Here is a 17613-nt window from a genome sequence, read left to right as displayed (position 1 = left end):
GGGGTCGCTTAGGTGCGCTCAGTCCCGCGTTCAGCGACCCCAATTCTGCGGCGAAGCTTGGCCGTCCGTCACCAGGCTGGCCCGCGGATCGCGGCGGGCCTGCAACCGGGCCGCCAGGGCATCCGCGAGCTGCGCAGAGGTCGGTGGGTAAGGAATTACCTCGGCGATGGCCGCATGCGACAGCCGCAGGATGTCGGTGTGCCGCGCGGCTTCTATGGACAGGATGATCGGCAACCGTGGCGCGACCTCGTGAAGCCCCTCCGGGCGGTGGGCGCCGGGAAAGTCGCCGCCGTGCGCGAAGATGACGGCAGCATCGAAGCGCACCGGCGCGGCACGGACGGCATCGACCGCACGCTCCAAATCCGCGAATGAAACGGGCTCGTAGCCGAGCGCGGCAAGCACCTCTTCCGATCGCATCCGCTGCCGCTCGTCCCATTCGACGAGCATCACAGTCTCTCCGGAGCCGTATTGGAGCGTCCGCCCTTCGGCGTGTCCCGCGTCCGTCATCGTGTCCGCTGAGGCCGCAGGCAGCCAGATTTCAAAGCAGCTGCCTGCCGTGGGTCTGCTCGTCGCGGTGATTGTGCCGCGATGGCCGCGAGCGATCTCCAGCGCCGTTGCGAGCCCAAGGCCGTTGCCTTCGCGTCGCGTCGTGAAGAAGGGCTCGAAGATCCGGGAAAGGGTCGCGTCGTCCATGCCGCGCCCATCGTCCTCCACTGAGATGACGACGTAATCTCCGGGGGCCAGGACATCCGCGGCGAAACTTCGCGGCTGAGCGAGGTGGGCCGCGCGGGCCGCGACCGAAACCGTTCCGTCCCCATCCATTGCGTCGGCAGCGTTGTGGCACAGGTTGAGCACGACCTGCTGCAGCTGTCCGGGGTCCGCCTGCGTGACCAGGGTGCTCGGAACCGGCACGACGACGAGCCGCGCCTTCGGCGGAAGGGAGGTGTCGAGCAGCGAGGCGGTTTCGGCGAGCAGTGCGTCGACCCGCACCGTTCGCCGCATGCTCTCGCTGCGGCGCCCGAAGCCGAGGATCTGATCCACCAGAGCGCGTGCGCGTTCTGACGCCACCTGGATCGCCTCGATGTGACCGGCGAGAGACGAACCTGCCGCGACCCGACTTACCGCCATTTCTGCATGACCGGCGATGGCGCCGATGATGTTGTTGAAGTTGTGGGCGATGCCGCTGGCAAAGACGCCGACCGTCTCCATACGCCTGGCATGCAGCAGGTGCGCCTCGAGCCGCTCTCGCTCATCTTCCAGCGCACTCTTGGCGACGGCATTGGTCAGCGCATCGAACGCCAGAATGAGAAGCTGATCGGTTCCCGCCATGCGAAAAGTGCGCGGGCGGTGGCTGTCGAAGCCCAGAACCGCTTGGACGGTCCCTTCCGGAGCGCCGAGGCGCACGATGTACAGGCAGCTCGCGATGCCGGATCGGGCAAGTTCGGGACAGCCCGCTGCGTACGCATTCAGATCTTCGATGTGGACAATGCCGTTGTCGTCCAGCCGGGCGCCGGCCATGTACGCAGCGACGTCGTGGCCCCAGCTTTCAGGAAAGGGAGGACCGCCACGCGCGTGCGTGACGGTCAGCTCTGGCACGCCCGGCGCTGTGAAATAAGCGCGCGTCGCGCCAAAGCCGTCAGTCAGCTCCTCGAGCGCTGTCGCGAGATGGGCATCCATCTTCCACCGCGGGGCGTTGAGAAAGCGCAGCGAGATCGTCGCGATGACATGCTCGATGGCCGCGCGTCGGCGCAGTGTCGTGATCCTCTCCCGCAGTTCAATGCCCGCCCAGGCGAGGAGGCCGACAAGCACCAGCGAAAGCGCATAGAGGAAGAGGCGGACCGCATCGTCCCGCGCGGTGATCGTCGCCTGTCGAGCCAACAGCGCAGCCCGTGCCGCTTCAAGGCCCCTCACCGTGCCAAGGCCCGCGAGGGCCACCAGCGTCGCGTTCATGTCCGGCAGGACAAGGCGAAGCTGCCGGGCATGGGCGATCAAGGCGGAAAGGCCGGGGCGACTCTCCGGATGGGTTGGTTCAATGCGGGCAATCTCCTGGTCGAGGAGGTCAAGGCTTTCCGGCGACGGATCGACGACAAGACGGAGCACCGCCGTTGCGAGCCCGTCGGCCTTGCGCGACACCGGAGGCTCGGTCCCATCGAGCTCTTCGCGCAGACGGCTGAAATAGGCCAGCGAGTTATGAAGCAGCGCATTGGTGCTTTTGAACCGCTCGACCAGGGCTTCCGTGGCTTCTGTGCGGTCCGTCAGCGCGGCGAACTCCCGTGTGAGCACTTCGCTGGTCGCTGCTGTCTGTCTCAGCCTGTCGAGCGCGGCCCGCATGTCGTCCAGCTCGCGCACCAGCGAATCATAGTTTCTGAGGGATCCTGACCGGGCGCTCAGGACCGCGCGATGCAGCCCGTTCTCAGCGCTGACGAAATCCGTGAAAGCCGACATTGCGTGCGCATTGGCGCGCGCATCCATACGGGTCGTGTGAAGCCATGCCCAGCTCAGGGCGAGGAGGATCAATGTCGCACTCACGGCGAGCCAGATCCTCCTCATGGCGCCGGGTGAACCGGAGCGCCGCGGTACTCGCCAGTCAGCGTGCCGAGGAAGGCGACCAGCTTGTCCACCTCGTCGTCGGCAAGGGAGGAATTGAGCTGCGCCCTTGCCATCCGGCGAACCGCTTGCGCGAGCGTCGCCGCGCTCCCGTCATGGAAGTACGGCGCAGTGGCCGCGATGTTGCGCAGGCTCGGCACCCTGACGATGTCGGGCGGCGGCGGGACAAGCGGTTCGAACACGCCCTGCCGCTGGAACAGGTTGGCGCCGAGGGCCACCCCCTGGTGGCACGACGCGCATCCCGTCGACTTGAAGAGCCGGTAGCCTTCGATCTCGATCTCAGACAGCGCGTCCGGATCGCCATTGAGCCAGCTGTCGAACCGGGCGTTCGGTGTCACAAGTGAGCGCTCGAAAGTGACCAGTGCGTCTATGAGATTCGCCCTGTCGACGGGCCGCCCGTAGGCTCTTTGGAACGCCGCGACCAGCTCGCGGTCGACCCTGAGCCGGTCGACGACCTCGTCCAGCGATACTCCCATGATCAACGGGTTCTCGATGAGGGCTGCGGCGTGCTCCGACAAGTGTCGGAAACGGCCCTCCCAGCCAAGCCGAAAGCTGTAGCCGACGTTGAACACCGTTGGCGTATTGACCGCCAGCAATTCGCCACCGTCACCGAGGTCCCGCGGCACGTTGCTGGCGCCGTTGCTGCCGAGGTCGTGACACGAGGAACATCTGAGCGTGCCCGAACCGGAAAGCCGCGGATCGTGAAACAGCCGCTCGCCCAATGCGACGCGTGCGTCGTCGAGATCAGGCTCCGCCGGAAGCGGCACGATCGGCTCCGCTGACCGCAGGTGGGCAGGACCATTCGGTTCCGCGGAAGCATCTCGATGTCCGGATAGCACGAACCAAGCGATCGCTGCTCCGGTCACCGTCACCGCCAGAGCGAACCCGATCGATCTCGAATACATGGCGCACACCATCGCGGCGCCCGAAAGCCTCACTGGCGGCACGCGGCGGCTCGCAAAGCAATGGCCCCGACGACTTTGACCGTCTTCCTGCTCATTGGAGACCTCCATGCGGATCTGCGCAGGCGCCCTTTCGCCCCACGGAGCGCTGGCTCGCCTCCCCATACGCATAGGTACGGTCCGGTATGTCCGCTGTGTTTCGGATACAGCCCCCCCTTGTGTTTCGCCTGTAACAAATCGCGCCCGGCGCAGCGTCCGCGTTGCGACCGTAGTTTTCTCCACGCGATCCGAGGCGGTCGTGTAACCGGGGCGGCTCATCTTTGCGCGACGGCCCGGCGGATCGCCGCCGGCCACGGCAAAGGAGTACGCCAGTGAAAACGGACCATAGAAAAACCCTGATGTCTCACGTCCCGCGGCGATCCACGTTCGTCGCGCCCATCGGAGGGTCCGAGATGCGTGTCACCGACATCGGTTCGGGCGATGCGGTGCTGCTGGGGCACAGCTTCCTTTGGGATGCCGAGATGTGGCGCCCGCAGATCGAAACGCTCGCTCCGTGCTACCGCGTGATTGCGCCGGACCTCTGGGGCCACGGCGGGTCCGGTGCATTGCCGCCCGGCACGACGCTGCGCGCACTCGCAGAGCATCACCTGGAACTGATGGACCGGATGAATATCGACCGCTTCGCCGTCATCGGCCTGTCGATCGGCGCGATGTGGGCGGCCGAACTCGCGCTCATTGCCCCCGACCGCGTTGCCGGCGTCGCGCTGGTCAACAGCGCGCTGACCTCCGAGCCGCCGGCGACTTTCGCTCGCTACGATGCCGTGCTTTCGACCGTCGAGGCGGCCGGATGCGTCCCGCCCCCCGTGGCGGATGCTGTGGCACCCCTGTTCTTCTCATCGGATCAGGAGCAATCCTCCCCGCAGCTCGTCGCCGATTTCCATACCCGCCTCATCGGCTGGAACCGCAGCCGCCTAATGGACAGTGTCGTTCCTCTCGGCCGGATGATCTTTGGCCGGGAGGACCGCCTGGATGCCGTTGCCACGCTGCGAACGCCGGCGCTGGTCATTGCCAGCAGCCAGGACCGCTCCCGCTCGATTGCGGAAGGGGAAGCAATGGCAAACGCAATGAACGCCCCCTTCATCGCATTGCCTCGCGCGGGCCACATCGCAGCGCTCGAAAAGCCTGATCCCCTTTCGGGACATCTGATTCAGTGGCTCGAGTGCCTGCCGACGGGCCGAGCGAAAGCCTCTCCGCCGCTCTGGTCTTGATGCGACTTCGCATCGACGCGAGCGGCCTGGTGGAGGCCGCCTCGCGGGACTGACGGCGCCCGTTGCCGACGCAGGCCTCTCGGTCGGAACCATCGGGTTCGAGGTTTCGGTACTCGGCGAGTTCTGGTCACCGAACCTCACTCCGCACGAAACCGGCCTCGCGCTTGGAACACGACCGAGATCGACGCGCCGGCCGGCGGCGGGCAGGGGCTCCTCGATCATCAGTCGGGCCTGTTTCAGAGCGTCAAGGATATCGGTCGCGATAGACGAACTGCCGTTTCGGAGCTGCATCAGCTTGCACGGACCTCGCCCCAAATGGCGTGTTTTACAAGTAGTTTCGCCGTTGACTTGGCAGTGTCTGCTTTTGGACCATGGCCAAACTCGTCTCGACGGCTAATATGGGCGCAAAGCGGCCGGTCGAGCGAAGGCATCTCCGACACCATCCGCCGAGTCGGAGAGACGGGGCAGGTCTCCTCAGGGATCGTCCGCGCCGCCGCAAACCGCCCCAATCGGTCTCAGGCCCTGCGGACCCAGGTCAAGGCCTTCCCGACCCGTGTCAGGGCCGCCTGATCGGATCCGACGACCGTACCCGGTGGCGGGTCATCCGCCGCCGGGGTTCCGACGCGCCATCAAGAACCGCCGGGGACGCTGTGAGACGGAAACGTTTCGTCGCGATGCTCCCTCCTCCACAGCTGAAAAGGACGACGTCGCGTTGCTCTACTTCAGCGGACGGGTCGACTGACGGGGAATGAGGGACGGAGTCGCGACCCTGAGGCGGTCCGCCTGCCGGTCCGCGCCAAGATCCAGAAGCTCAAGCGCGGACGTGGCAATCTGGTCGAAGGGAACGCGGACCGAGGTTAGCGGCGTCGGCAGACGGCTGACCAGCGGAATGTCATTGTACCCGACGAGGGATATGTCGTCGGGTACGGACAGGCCCATTCGCGACATCGCCGACAGGGCCCCGATCGCCGTATTGTCGTTCACCGCGAAGATCGCCGTCGGCCTTTGGGTGAGCCCCATCAGGTGATTGGCAGCCTCCCCACCGGAATCGATACCGAAGGTCGACCCCACGATCCAATCCGGATCGATGTCCAAACCGGCTTCGGTCATCGCCTGCCGATAGCCGTCCACCCGGCTGACCGCACTCGAGGCGTAGGGCGGCCCCGCAATCAGACCGATGCGGCGGTGCCCCAGATCGAGCAGGTGGCGGGTGGCCAGATAGCCGCCGAGGTGGTCGTCGCCGATCGATGTCGGGCTGCGGCCGTCCGTCCTCAGCGTCAGCACATAGTTCACCCCGCGCTGGTCCAGCTCGGACGGAAAGTCGTCGTCCGTGCGCGTGGTCGAGAGGATCAGCCCGTCCACCCCCCTGCTGAGCAGGGTGTCCGCCGCTTCCCGGCCGGCATCCGGATTGTCGTTCGTGGTGGCCACCACGGCGAACTGACCGGTGCGGCCGCACGCACGGGCGATCGACTCGTAGAGCATTGCCATCACCGTGTCGGTCAGGCGCGGCACGATCACACCGATCGTCATCGTCCGACCGCGGCGCAGACTCGCTGCGGAGACGTCGCGGATATAGCCGAGTTCCGACGCGACCTTTCGCACCCTTCGCGCGGTCTCGCTGTCGGAGCGGGGCAGCCGGTCGTCCAGGATCCGCGAAACCGTCGATTTCGACACGCCTGCAGCGGCCGCGACGTCGAGAATGGTGACGCGCGAGTTCCTCTCCACCGGATCGATATCACTGCTCAACAGTCTCTCCTCGCGTTCGCCACTTTGCACGCACTACGCACATTTTTCTTGACTCGCATCCAAACCAGCCTCAATTTGGGAACGTTCCCACAAACGATCCCTTCTCGCAAGTGCGAACGCGCAGCCGCCGGAATGGGAACGTTCCCGAAAACGATCCTGGAGGAAAAGCCGATGTCTGTCATGGATCTCCGCGGACTGAACCCCGCCCCGGTTACCGCTTTCACCAAGTCCGGCGAGGTCGATCACGACGCCAACGCCAAGGTTGCCCGCTGGCTCGCCTCGATCGACGGCGTGAAGAGCCTCGTGATCCTCGGCCACGCCGGCGAAGGGACGTTCCTGACGTCCGAGGAGCAGGTCGCGCTCATCCGCACCTACGTCGAAGCCGTCGAGAACCGCATCCCGATCATTGCCGGCATCACCGGCGAAGGCACCAAGGTGGCCGCGCTCGAGGCGAAGCGCGCCAAGGATGCCGGCGCCACCGGCGCCCTGGTCTACCCGAACCACGGCTGGCTCCGCTTCGGCTACCAGAAGGGCGCGCCACAGGAGCGCTACCGGGCCATCCACGAGGAATCCGGGCTGCAGTGCATCCTGTTCCAGTACCCGGACGCGACCAAGGCCAGCTACAATCTCGACACGCAGCTTGAGATCGCCGGCCAGCCGGGCGTGGTCGCCACCAAGAACGGCGTCCGCAACATGCGCCGTTGGTACACCGAGATCCCGAAGCTTCGGGCCGCCCACCCGGATCTCCAGATCCTGTCATGCCACGACGAGTGGCTGCTGCCGACGATGTTCGACGTCGACGGGCTCCTGGTCGGATACGGCTCGATAACCCCGGAGCCGCTGGTCGACCTGATCAAGGCCGGCAAGGCCCAGGACTACGCCGCCGCGAAGGCGATCCACGACCGGATGCTCCCCGTCACCCAGGCGGTCTATCATCGAGGGTCACATATGGAAGGAACCGTGGCGCTGAAGATCGGGCTCGTCCATCGAGGTATTCTGGATCACGCCACGGTCCGCGAGCCGCTCCAGCCGCTGGGCCTGGCCGCCGAGCGGGAGATCCAGGCGGCGATGGAGGCCTCCGGGTTCGCGTCCGCGCGCCAAACCCAGGCGGCCTGATCCGGCGCTCCAAGACCCGGCCGCGCCTCCCGATTGGGGAGGCGCGGTCCCAAAAACAGAACTCAGGGAGGAAATCGTGATCAACTCTATGAAAATGCGCCTCGGCACTGCGATTGTCGCCGCCACTGCGGCGCTCGCAGCTGTGGCCCCTGCCCAGGCCCAGGACATCCGCATCGGGGCCATGCGGGAAGGCTCCTCTTGGTACGTGTTTGCCGCCACGCTCGAACAGATGATCGAGCCGATCCTCGGCGACAATTCCGTCGAGGTGATCGCCCGGGGCGGCGGCGTCGCCAATCCGATGGTGGTGGAGAGCGGCAAGGCCGAAATAGCCCTGTCGAACGTCGCCACCGCAGTCTGGGCCCGCGACGGTGCCGACCTCTATCAGGGAGCGTCGGCCCCCGATATCCGTGCCCTCGTCGGCGGGCTCAACAGTGTCTATGTCGGCGCGATCGCCAGGAAAGATTTCATAGACAACGTCGGCACCGACGATCTTGCGGAGATCATCCGGTCGGGTGAGCCGATCCGGCTACTGATGAAGCCGACCGGGTCGAGCGCCGTCCCGACAGCCGAGATGATCCTCGAGGCCTACGGCTCGAGCTTCGACAAGATCAAGGAAGACGGCGGAGACGTCATCCAGGTGGCCGCTGCCCAGATCCCGGACCAGCTGCGCAACGGCAATGCCGACATCTACATCGACACCATGATCAAGGGACATCCGACGATCACGGAGGTCAATCTGACCGCCGACGTGGCGTTTCTGGACATCCCGCCGGAAGCCATGGATCTTCTCGCGAAGAACGGTCTGCAGCCGGGCACCTATGGACCCTGGTTCGAGGATCAGACCAAGGCCAACACCGGCGCCAATCTCGGCACGGTGCTGATCGCCAGCAAGTCGCTCGACGAGGAGACGGCCTACCAGATCACCAAGACGCTGGTGGAGAATGCCCCCGCGATGGGCGAAGCCCATGCGGCGTGGCGGAACTTCAAGCCGGAAGAGGCCTGGAAGCCTGAAAACGTGGGCATCGAGCTGCACCCCGGCGCGGTCCGCTACTACAAGGAGCGCGGCTGGATGTAAGCGCCCGCCGGGTGGCGTGGGCCTCTGCCCGCGCCACCCGCTGCTGCCTCACACCGGCCGAGGAGGCCCGTCCATGTCCTCAACGTCTCTTCCCTCCCCCCGCGGTGCCGCGATCTTCCTGATCGGGCTGGCGTTCATCGCCTTCCAGGGCTGGATCCTGCTGGAACCGCAGCAGCCGATGTTCCAGCGCCCGATCCATCTGTGTTTCGCGCTGGTGCTGCTGTTCCTGTGCCAGCCGCTGAAGGCGCAGTGGCTGCCGCGGGCGATCCGGATCGGGCTCGACGTTCTGATTCTGGCAGCGACGCTGGCGGTCGCCGCCTACTATCTGACCGGCTTCGAGCGGCTCACGACCCGGATGGAGAACGTTTCGCCGATCTTCCCAGTGGACATCTGGGCCGGCGCCCTCCTGATCGGGCTGCTGCTCGAAGGCGCGCGCCGCGCGGTCGGCTGGATCCTCGTGGCAGTGCTCCTGGTGTTCATCGCCTACGCCTTCCTCGGCGGCGCCCTGCCCGGTTGGCTGTCCTTCCGCGGCTTCACCCTCGACGCCGCGATCGAGATCAGCACCATGACGACGGCGGGTGTGCTCGGCATCACGACGTCCACCTCGGTCGACTTCGTCTTCTATTTCATCCTGTTCGGCGCCTTCTATGCGGCCATTGGCGGCGGTCAGCTGTTCATCGACCTCGCCATCCGGCTTGCCGGCCGCGCCGTCGGCGGCACCGCCAAGACAGCGATCATCTCGTCGAGCCTGATGGGGTCCATCTCCGGCAGCGCAGTGGCGAATGTCGTGTCGACAGGCGTGTTCACGATCCCGCTGATGAAGCGCTGCGGCTTCAAGGGTCATCAGGCGTCCGGCATCGAGGCGATCGCGTCGACTGGCGGACAGTTGATGCCGCCGGTTATGGGCGTCGCCGCGTTCATCATGGCGGAAATGCTGAACGTCCCCTACGCGGAGATCGCGCTGGCGGGCCTCATTCCCGCCGTCGCCTTCTATCTGGCTCTGCTCCTCGTCGTCGACCTGATCGCACGGCGCGACGGCCAGCGCGCGATGACAGCCGAGGAAGTGGCCGAAACGGCACCGCTCATGCCGCGCATCCATCTGCTGCTGCCGCCGATCGTTCTGGTGACCGCACTCGTCCAGGGCTACTCGGCCTCCTACGCCGCCGTGTTCGCGACGCTCAGCTGCCTTGTCGTGCCCTATCTGCGTCGGAGCACGTGGATCGGCGGCGAGAAAATCGTCAATGGACTGCGCAATGCCCCGCGTCAGGCGGCCGAAGTAGCGGTGCCGATCGCCGCGATCGGACTGGTGATCGCGGTCGCCGTCCAGTCGAACCTGGCACTCAAATTCGCCGCGTCGCTGCTGTCTTTGTCGGAAGGGTCCATCTACGCCTCGCTCGCGCTGGCAATGGTCGGCTGCATCATCATGGGAATGGGCCTGCCGACGGTTGCCGCCTATATCATCGGCGCTGTTCTCTATGTACCGGCCCTGCAGAAGCTCGGGCTAGAGCCACTCGCGGCCCACTTCTTCATCTTCTACTACTGCGTTCTGTCGATGGTCACGCCACCGGTTGCGCTGGCCTCGTTCGCCGCAGCCGGCGTCGGGCAGGCGTCTGCCATGAAGACGAGCATGTCGGCGTTCGGACTGAGCCTCGTCGCCTTCTTCATCCCCTTCGGCTTCGTGTTCGATCCCGCCATCCTCGGCCAGGGAAGCGCCGGCGAGATCGCAGCCAGCGCAGGGGCGCTGATGATCTCCACCGCGCTTTGGGCCGTCGCATTCGGGGGATGGTGCGGTCGACCGCTGGCATTGCCGCTCCGCGCATTCGTCGCGCTGGCCGGCATTGTCGCTGTGATGGAGCCATTCGGTTCGCCGCTCTGGATCGCCGGAGTGACGGTCGGCTGGGGCGTGCTGGCGGCGGCCTACCTCGCCTTCCGGCTTCGATGGCAAGCGGTCGGCAACCGCCTCTTCATCGAACCGGCGGAGTAGCGACGTGGCGTGGCGAACTTGGCCTGCCGAAGGCCGGACCCGGACCGACGAGGGCGGGCGCACGCTGCGCCAGGTCACCACCCATCCGTCGATCCACCACCATCCCTTCTTTTTCGTGGATGCGTTCGATCGGGCGATGCGGCGGCTGGTGTTCGTCTCTCACCGCACTGGCCGTCCCGAGATCTTCGTCGAGGATCAGGAAAGCCTTGAGCTGATCCAGCTCACCGAGGAGGAGGCGCTCGCCGAATGGTCCGTCATTCCGTCGAAGGACGGGCGCTGGATCTATTATGTCGCCGGCCAGGCCGGATACCGGGTCTCGACGACGACCGGCGAGCGCGAGTGCCTGATCCGGTTCGGCGCGGCCGAAATGCGCGAGACGGGCATGGTCGGCGCGGCGATGGGCACGACAGCGCTGTCGGCCAGCGGCCGCTGGTGGGCGGTTCCGGTCCGCGACGGCGCCGTCACCCGTTTCTGGATGATCGATACCGAACGGGGCTCGGCCGAGGTGTTTCTGGAGAAGGCCACCATCGGCCATCCCCAGTTCTGTCCGGACGACGACGACCTGATCCTCTACGCGGGACCGATGACCGACCGGGTCTGGGTGACCGACCGCAGCGGCCGGCAGGACCGGCGCATGCACGAGCGGACCCATGATCTACAGTGGATCACCCACGAGGTCTGGCGGCCGGGCCATCGCTCGATCCTGTTCGTCGACTGGCCGAACGGGGTGGGCGAGATCGACGTCGCCACCGGCGAGGTCCGGGCACTGACCGACTTCCCGGTCTGGCACGGGGCGCCCGATACGTCCGGCGAGAGGCTGGTCTGCGACACCAACTTCCCCGACATCGGCATCCACCTGCTCGACCTTGCGGAACAGGACCGGCAGTGCGCCCGGTTCGTCTGCCGCCCCGAGTCGAGCTCGATGGGCGCGCACTGGGCCGGGCCGTTTCCCTATGCCAACGGGCCGGTGAAGGTGTTCGCGCCGCAGCACACCCACCCGCACCCCCGCTTCTCTCCGGACGGCCGGCAGATCGTGTTCACCTCCGATCGCAGCGGCACCGCCCAGATCTACGTGGTTTCAAATCCGGAAGGCACCTGACAAAAACGCTTAGAAATCGGCCCCTCTGCGGGCCCAGGCCCTGCTGTGGCTGAGACCTCATCTGCCCACGATCTGAGCGGCAGCTGCGCCGGACCGGTCCCGATCCGATGAGCTTCGGCCACCTGGAACCCGGTCACGCCACTCTCGAAACGTGGTTTGGAATTGGTGGCGTCAGCCGGCGTGTCAGGGAGCGATCAGGACCTTGCACTGGGTCGTTCGTTGCCGCAAAGCCTCGAAGGCCTCGGGGGCGTCGCTGAGCTCGACCACATCCGAGACGAGGGTTTGCGGACAATATCGGCCCACATCCAGCGCCTCAATCGACATGGCGAACTCGTTCATGTCGAAGAAGACCGACATTATCACGTCGACTTCCTTGGAGATCGCCCGGAAGCTGTCGAGCCGGTCGACCCCGGTGCACAGCCCGAGAACGCACACCCGCCCGCGCGGTCTGACAAGGTCGATGCAATGGTCGATCAGGCCGACCTTGCCCACGCATTCGAATACGACGTCCGGCAGGCCGCCGCACGCCTTCTCGATCCGCTCCCGCATCTCCGGTCCCGAGGTCACGAAGTCCGTCGCGCCGAGCTCGCCCGCCCGGTCCCTCTGGTGGTCGTGGAGATCCACCGCGACTACTGCCCCGGCCCCGAGCCTGCGCGCCCAGAACACGACGGCAAGACCGATTGCGCCCGCCCCCACGACCACCACGCGCTCGCCGGGCGCGACCCGCGCCCGTCTAAGACCGTGCAGTGCAACGGCCAGAGGCTCCGCCAGCGCGCCGTCCGCCAGCGAAACGTCGGCGGGCAACCGCCGGACCTGCCGTGCCGTCAGCGCAGCATACTCCGCATATCCGCCGCCGATCAGCTCCATCTGCTGCTCGCACCAGGCCGGCTCTCCCGCCCGGCAGGGTGCGCAGCGGCCGCAGCCCTTGAGCGGGGCCGCTGCAACCAGATCGCCTGGCTTAATGTCGCTCACATTGCGGCCCACCTCCATGACCTCCCCCGAGAATTCGTGGCCGATCACTTCCCCACCCTGCAGGCCGAAGGTCGCGTCCTCGGTCATGTGGAGATCGCTGCCGCAGATGCCGCATCGGCAGATCCGCAGAACCACCTCGTCAGGCGACGGCGACGGATCGGGCCTTTCGCCGATCACAAGCGGCTTGCCGAATGCATCGAAGATTGCGGCTTTCATTGGCGGTGACCTTCCTTCGGCACGAGAATGCGGCGAGTGGGAAACCAAGGCGCATCCACCGCACGGCGCAGAAGGCCCCACAGCCCTTCGCGGAAGAACAACGCGCTGCATAGGGTCAGCAGGCCAAGCACGATCAAATAGGAGGAGCCGTACTCGCCGAACCACCGATCGGCGAAGAAGTAGATCAGCGAGCCGATCAGCACGCCTTCGATGCTGCCGATACCGCCCACCATCACGATGAAGATGGCAAGGTTGGCCCAGTTGATATCGAAGGCCGATGGCGGCGTGATCCGCAACTGCGCCATGAAATAGACGGCCCCGGCCAGGCCGGATCCGGCGGCAGCGGCGACGAACACCAGGAAGCGGAGCCGCGCGACGTCCACACCCTGGCTCGCCGCCGCGACGGGATTGTCGCGCATGGCGGTCAACGCGAGGCCGTAGCGACTGCGCAGGAGCAGATAACTGCCCCCCACCGTCGTGAGAAGCAGAAGCGCCGCGAGGATCGATATCCCGACCGCCCGTTCGTCCGCCGAATACTGGGTCATCACCCGGAGGCTCATTCCCGCACCGCCGTTGATGAAGGAGAGATTGGTCGCGAGGAGGCGCATCACCTCTGCCACGACCCAGGTGCCGATGGCGAAATAGGCACCTTGCAGGCGGTGCAGCAGTCCGTAGGTTGGGATCGCAAGGATGATCGGCACGATCACGCTCATCCCAGCGGCGACGAAAGGGTTCACGCCGAAGGTCTGAGCCAGAACGAACATTGCGTAGGCCGCTACGCCGACGAATGCCTGCTGGCCAACCGAGACCAGTCCGGCGAAGCCGGCGAGCAGGTTCCACATCTGCGCAACTGCGATGTAGCAACACAGCGTGACCACGTCGCGGATCATTCCCTGCGAAGCCCAGAGAGGCATGAGGCAAACGGCCGCCACCGCCGCCGCGCCCGTTCCCAGCGCCACAACTCCCGAGGCGGTCATCCGCCGCACCCGGACCATCGGCGCGCTAAGGTGATTCCGTACGTCTGTCATTGGGCGCGCCCCATGATGCCGTTTGGGCGGATCGCAAGTACGGCGAGAAAGACAAGGTGGCCGGCCAGGATCCCGAAGCCGGGACTTATGCGGAAGCCGATCGCCTGGCTCACCCCGAGAACCATCGCACCGACGAAGGCCCCCCAAATCGAGCCGAGCCCGCCGATGATCACTGCCTCGAAGGCGTAGATGAGCTGATACGGCCCATCCGCGGGGGCGACAGTTGCCCGCATCGCCTGGAAGGTTGCGGCGAACCCGAGGATACCGACTGCGATCGCGGTCGCCATCGCATACACGGCCTTCGGATTCACGCCGGTCATGGCCGCCGCCTCGACGTCGGATGAAGCGGCGCGCAGCGCGCGCCCGAACCGGGTGAACCGCAGCATCGCATCCAGTCCGCCGGTCAGCAGAGTGGCGCAGGCAAGCACGATAAGCGGCAGGACGCCGACAAAGATCGGTCCCAGGGCTACGGAGGCCTGCTCGATCCCGCCACCGGACAGAGAGCGGGTATCGGCGGACCAGATCTCGAGTATCGCGTTCTGCAGCGCCACCGACAGACCGAATGTCGCGATCAGCGAAGGCAGCGGATCGTCGCCCACCACGCGGTTGAGCACGCCGCGCTGCAGCAGCCACCCGACGGCGGCTCCGATCGGAACCAGCAGGACGAGCACCCCCCAGGGGCCGAGGGGAAACGAACCGGCCAGTGAAATTCCGACCAGGGCAAGCAGGATGACCAGGTCGCCGTGGGTAACGTTGATGATCTTCATGACGCCGAACATGAGTGCCATGCCCAGCGCATACTGGGCATAGAGCCCGCCGAGCAGGACGCCCTGCACCAATCCGTCAAGCCACAGCATTTTTCGCTCCAAAGTAGGCTGCGCTGATCGCCTCCCGCGGCACTTCCGCCGACCGGCCCTCCAGGGTGACCCGGCCTTCCAGCAGGCAATAGAGGCGCGACGAAGCGCGCTGGGCGAGACCGACATCCTGTTCGACCACGACGATAGCCGTTCCGGATCGCGAGATTTCAGGGAGTGCGGCATAGATCTCGCGTACGACGCGGGGAGCCAGGCCCAGACTGATCTCGTCGCAAAGGAGCAGGCGCGGTTGCGCGAGCAGCGCGCGGCCGATCGAGACCATCTGCTGCTGACCGCCGGACAGATCCTCGCTGAAGGCCGCGCGCTTTTCCCTCAGGATCGGAAAGAGGTCGTAGACGCGGCGGATACTCCATCCCTCTCCGCGCGGTTCGGCGGCATTCTCCGCGGCCACCCGGAGATTCTCCTCCACGGTCATACCCGAGAACAGCCGGCGGCCTTCGGGAACGATGGCCACCCCCTTCCTCACCATACGGTGAGGCGGAGTGCCACCCACCTCCGTCCCGTCCAGACGGACCATTTCCTTCGCCACCGGCAACAGTCCGAGGATCGATCTCAGCAGGGTCGACTTGCCGGCGCCATTCGCGCCGATCAGCGCCACCGTCTCACCCGCTGCGATTTCGAAGTCGATGCCGTGAAGCGCCCGCATGTCGCCGTAGCCGGCAACCAGCCCGTGCGTCGACAGGAGAGCGCTCATGCCTCGACCCCCATATAGACCCGTTGGACCTCCTCATCCTCGATCACTTCGGACGGGACGCCTTCTGCGATTTTCTCGCCGAAGTTCAACACCAGCAGGCGATCGGCCACGGCCATCAGCGCGTGCAGAACGTGCTCGATCCAGACCACGGTCACGCCCCGCGACCGAATCCGCCGGATCAGCTCGACCAGCGCGTGGCCCTCGTCGTCGGTCAGCCCCCCTGCGATCTCGTCGAGCAGCAGAAGGCGCGGCCCCACTGCCAGCGCGCGCGCGAGCTCCAGTCGCTTTCGATCCAGCAACGTCAGCGTCCCGGCCATCGTGTTGGCACGCGCCATCAGCTCGCACTCGTCCAGGATGGCAGAACAACTCTCGTAGCAATCCACCTCTCGTCGACCGCTGCCGAAGGTTGCGGCAACGACGAGATTCTCGAACGTCGTCATGCCTGAATATGGCCGGGGCACCTGATAGGTGCGGCCGATCCCGGCCTTGCATCGACGATTGGGAGGCCCCGTCAGAGGCTTCCCCTCAAAGGTGAGTTCGCCGTGGTGGTCGCGAATATCGCCGCTGATCAAATTGAACAGCGTCGTCTTGCCCGCGCCGTTCGGCCCCAGGATGCCCAGCACCTCACCCGGCCTGACGGAAAACTCCAGATCGTGGAGGACCCGGACAGCACCGAAAGACTTGCCCAGGCCCTGCGCCGTCAGGATTGGCTTCATGTCCGTCATGCCCGGTCAAGATGGCCAGGTCAGCGGCTTCAAACGCTGCTCCGGCTCAAAGAGCGGATTCACCGAGTTGTCCACGATCTTCAACTCGAACGGCCACTTCTCGCCCTTGACCCACTGACCGCCAAAGATCGGAGTGGTGGAGACGTTGGGATGCGGACCCGACGAGAAATTCACGGGTCCGACCAGTGTCGACAGGTCGGTCGCTTTGAGCGCATCGCGGTTCGCGGCGCGGTCGAGCGGGTCTTGTGACCGCTTGAGCGCGTCCAGCGCGACTTCCCAGATCGCGTGGCTGTAGCCGAGCGGCTGGGTCCATTGCCGGCCTGTCTCTGCCTCCCAGGCATCAGCAACGTCGCGGCTGACCTCTCCAGTAAGCGAACTCTTGAACGGAAAGGCAGGGGTCCACCACACCTCGGACGACATGCCGTCGCCGAGCTTGCCCAACGCCTCGATTCCCGAGGGAAACAGAAGGGCTGCGGCAACCGTGATGGCCTTCGGATGGAAGCCCTGTTGGGCGGACTGGTTCACGAACGTCGTCAGGTCGTCCACGTAGGTGATGCCGCCGACGATGTCGGCATCGAATTGCTTGAAAGCCGAGATCTGGGCCGAGAAGTCATTTGTCCGCGGCTGGAAGAAGCCCGGCACATTGATCTCGAACCCGGCTTCCTTCGTCGGCGCCGGAAGACCGTAGTTCCTGTTGCCCCAGGTTTCGCCGTCCGCGTTCTGCGGGAAGAGCATCCCCACCTTGCGATTGGTCTCGAGTTGCTCCCAGAGCCCGACAAACGTGTTGAGCGCCTCATCCAGGCCCCAGAAAAAGTGATAGGTCCAGTTGAAGGGCTGCCCGTCGCCGCCGCGCGGAAACACGGTCGCCTGCCAAGGCGCACCAGTCGATACGCATGGACAGCCGAATAGCTCGGCCTGATCAGCGGCCGGGTTGATGGTATCCGTGGTCGAGGCGGGCATCAGCAGATGCACTTCCTCGTTCAGGATGAGATCCGCGGCCACCTCGGCCGAGCGGTTGGGGTCAGACTGCCCGTCGCGCATGAGAATCTCGATGTCGTAAACGCCGGCCTGAGTCTCTAGCCGTCCACCTAGCCGCTCGCGCACACGCTCGAGGGTAAAATCGTCGGTTTCCCCGAACGGCGCCAACGGACCGGTTTTCGGGGTGATGAGACCCACCTTGATGGTGCCAGCCGATTGCGCACGGACCACAGCCGGCGCGGCGAGGGCGAACGCGCCCGCCCCCATTCCCTGCAGGACGCGGCGGCGCGACGGCGCGAGCCGACGGATTTTAGTCGTCATGGTCTTT

14 protein-coding genes are annotated in these 17613 nt (G+C 65.8%); 5 read left to right on the top strand and 9 right to left on the bottom strand.

Annotated features, from left to right (window positions below; translation table 11 throughout):
• Window positions 1-30: 30 nt before the first annotated feature.
• Both J2S73_RS07190 and J2S73_RS07185 read right to left on the bottom strand, forming a co-directional pair.
• Entirely contained in the window at window positions 31-2529 is a 2499-nt protein-coding gene (locus J2S73_RS07190; RefSeq protein ID WP_306884778.1) for a two-component system VirA-like sensor kinase, read from the bottom strand.
• Between the two features lie 17 nt (window positions 2530-2546).
• Complete coding sequence (locus J2S73_RS07185) at window positions 2547-3620, bottom strand: cytochrome-c peroxidase (RefSeq protein WP_306884777.1); 1074 nt, start codon at window positions 3618-3620, stop codon at window positions 2547-2549.
• A 341-nt stretch (window positions 3621-3961) separates the two neighbouring features.
• Here J2S73_RS07185 and J2S73_RS07180 point away from each other — a divergent pair, with 341 nt between their 5' ends.
• The gene (locus J2S73_RS07180) at window positions 3962-4777 is read left to right on the top strand and encodes an alpha/beta fold hydrolase (RefSeq protein ID WP_306884776.1); all 816 of its coding nucleotides are present in this window, start codon (window positions 3962-3964) and stop codon (window positions 4775-4777) included.
• Between the two features lie 717 nt (window positions 4778-5494).
• Here the strand turns inward: J2S73_RS07180 and J2S73_RS07175 are convergent.
• A complete protein-coding gene (locus tag J2S73_RS07175) occupies window positions 5495-6523 on the bottom strand; it encodes a LacI family DNA-binding transcriptional regulator (protein ID WP_306884775.1) in 1029 nt (342 codons plus the stop codon).
• 171 nt (window positions 6524-6694) lie between these two features.
• Between J2S73_RS07175 and J2S73_RS07170 the strand changes: the two genes are divergently transcribed.
• The 4 genes from J2S73_RS07170 to J2S73_RS07155 all read left to right on the top strand — a co-directional run bounded on the left by J2S73_RS07170 (window position 6695) and on the right by J2S73_RS07155 (window position 11797).
• Window positions 6695-7639, top strand: coding sequence for a dihydrodipicolinate synthase family protein (locus J2S73_RS07170; protein WP_306884774.1), 945 nt, complete (start codon window positions 6695-6697; stop codon window positions 7637-7639).
• A 76-nt stretch (window positions 7640-7715) separates the two neighbouring features.
• Window positions 7716-8714 carry a TAXI family TRAP transporter solute-binding subunit gene (locus J2S73_RS07165; RefSeq protein ID WP_306884773.1) on the top strand — a complete coding sequence of 333 codons (999 nt, stop codon included), beginning with the start codon at window positions 7716-7718 and terminating at the stop codon, window positions 8712-8714.
• A gap of 73 nt (window positions 8715-8787) precedes the next feature.
• Window positions 8788-10698 (top strand): TRAP transporter permease, encoded by a 1911-nt coding sequence (locus tag J2S73_RS07160; protein WP_306884772.1) that lies wholly within the window; start codon window positions 8788-8790, stop codon window positions 10696-10698.
• A 4-nt stretch (window positions 10699-10702) separates the two neighbouring features.
• Window positions 10703-11797, top strand: a complete 1095-nt coding sequence (locus J2S73_RS07155; RefSeq protein WP_306884771.1) for an oligogalacturonate lyase family protein — start codon at window positions 10703-10705, stop codon at window positions 11795-11797.
• 183 nt (window positions 11798-11980) lie between these two features.
• On the opposite strand, the gene J2S73_RS07150 is transcribed toward J2S73_RS07155, so the two are convergent.
• The 6 genes from J2S73_RS07150 to J2S73_RS07125 are packed head-to-tail and all read right to left on the bottom strand — an operon-like array spanning window position 11981 to window position 17606.
• On the bottom strand, window positions 11981-12985 hold the full coding sequence (locus tag J2S73_RS07150) for a zinc-dependent alcohol dehydrogenase (protein ID WP_306884770.1): 1005 nt from the start codon (window positions 12983-12985) through the stop codon (window positions 11981-11983).
• Window positions 12982-13962, bottom strand: a complete 981-nt coding sequence (locus J2S73_RS07145) for a branched-chain amino acid ABC transporter permease (RefSeq protein ID WP_306884769.1) — start codon at window positions 13960-13962, stop codon at window positions 12982-12984. The genes J2S73_RS07150 and J2S73_RS07145 overlap by 4 nt, the downstream gene beginning before the upstream one ends.
• Window positions 13963-14009: 47 nt before the next feature.
• Window positions 14010-14870 (bottom strand): branched-chain amino acid ABC transporter permease, encoded by an 861-nt coding sequence (locus J2S73_RS07140; protein ID WP_306884768.1) that lies wholly within the window; start codon window positions 14868-14870, stop codon window positions 14010-14012.
• Window positions 14857-15582, bottom strand: a complete 726-nt coding sequence (locus tag J2S73_RS07135) for an ABC transporter ATP-binding protein (RefSeq protein ID WP_306884767.1) — start codon at window positions 15580-15582, stop codon at window positions 14857-14859. The genes J2S73_RS07140 and J2S73_RS07135 overlap by 14 nt, the downstream gene beginning before the upstream one ends.
• Window positions 15579-16307, bottom strand: coding sequence for an ABC transporter ATP-binding protein (locus J2S73_RS07130; RefSeq protein WP_306884766.1), 729 nt, complete (start codon window positions 16305-16307; stop codon window positions 15579-15581). Before J2S73_RS07130 ends, J2S73_RS07135 begins: the two co-directional genes overlap by 4 nt.
• Before the next feature lie 6 nt (window positions 16308-16313).
• On the bottom strand, window positions 16314-17606 hold the full coding sequence (locus J2S73_RS07125) for an ABC transporter substrate-binding protein (protein ID WP_306884765.1): 1293 nt from the start codon (window positions 17604-17606) through the stop codon (window positions 16314-16316).
• Window positions 17607-17613 lie beyond the last annotated feature (7 nt).

The sequence above is a fragment of the Amorphus orientalis genome, from assembly GCF_030814015.1.
GTDB classification, from domain to species: domain Bacteria; phylum Pseudomonadota; class Alphaproteobacteria; order Rhizobiales; family Amorphaceae; genus Amorphus; species Amorphus orientalis.
This window is presented reverse-complemented; position numbering and strand designations above follow the sequence as displayed.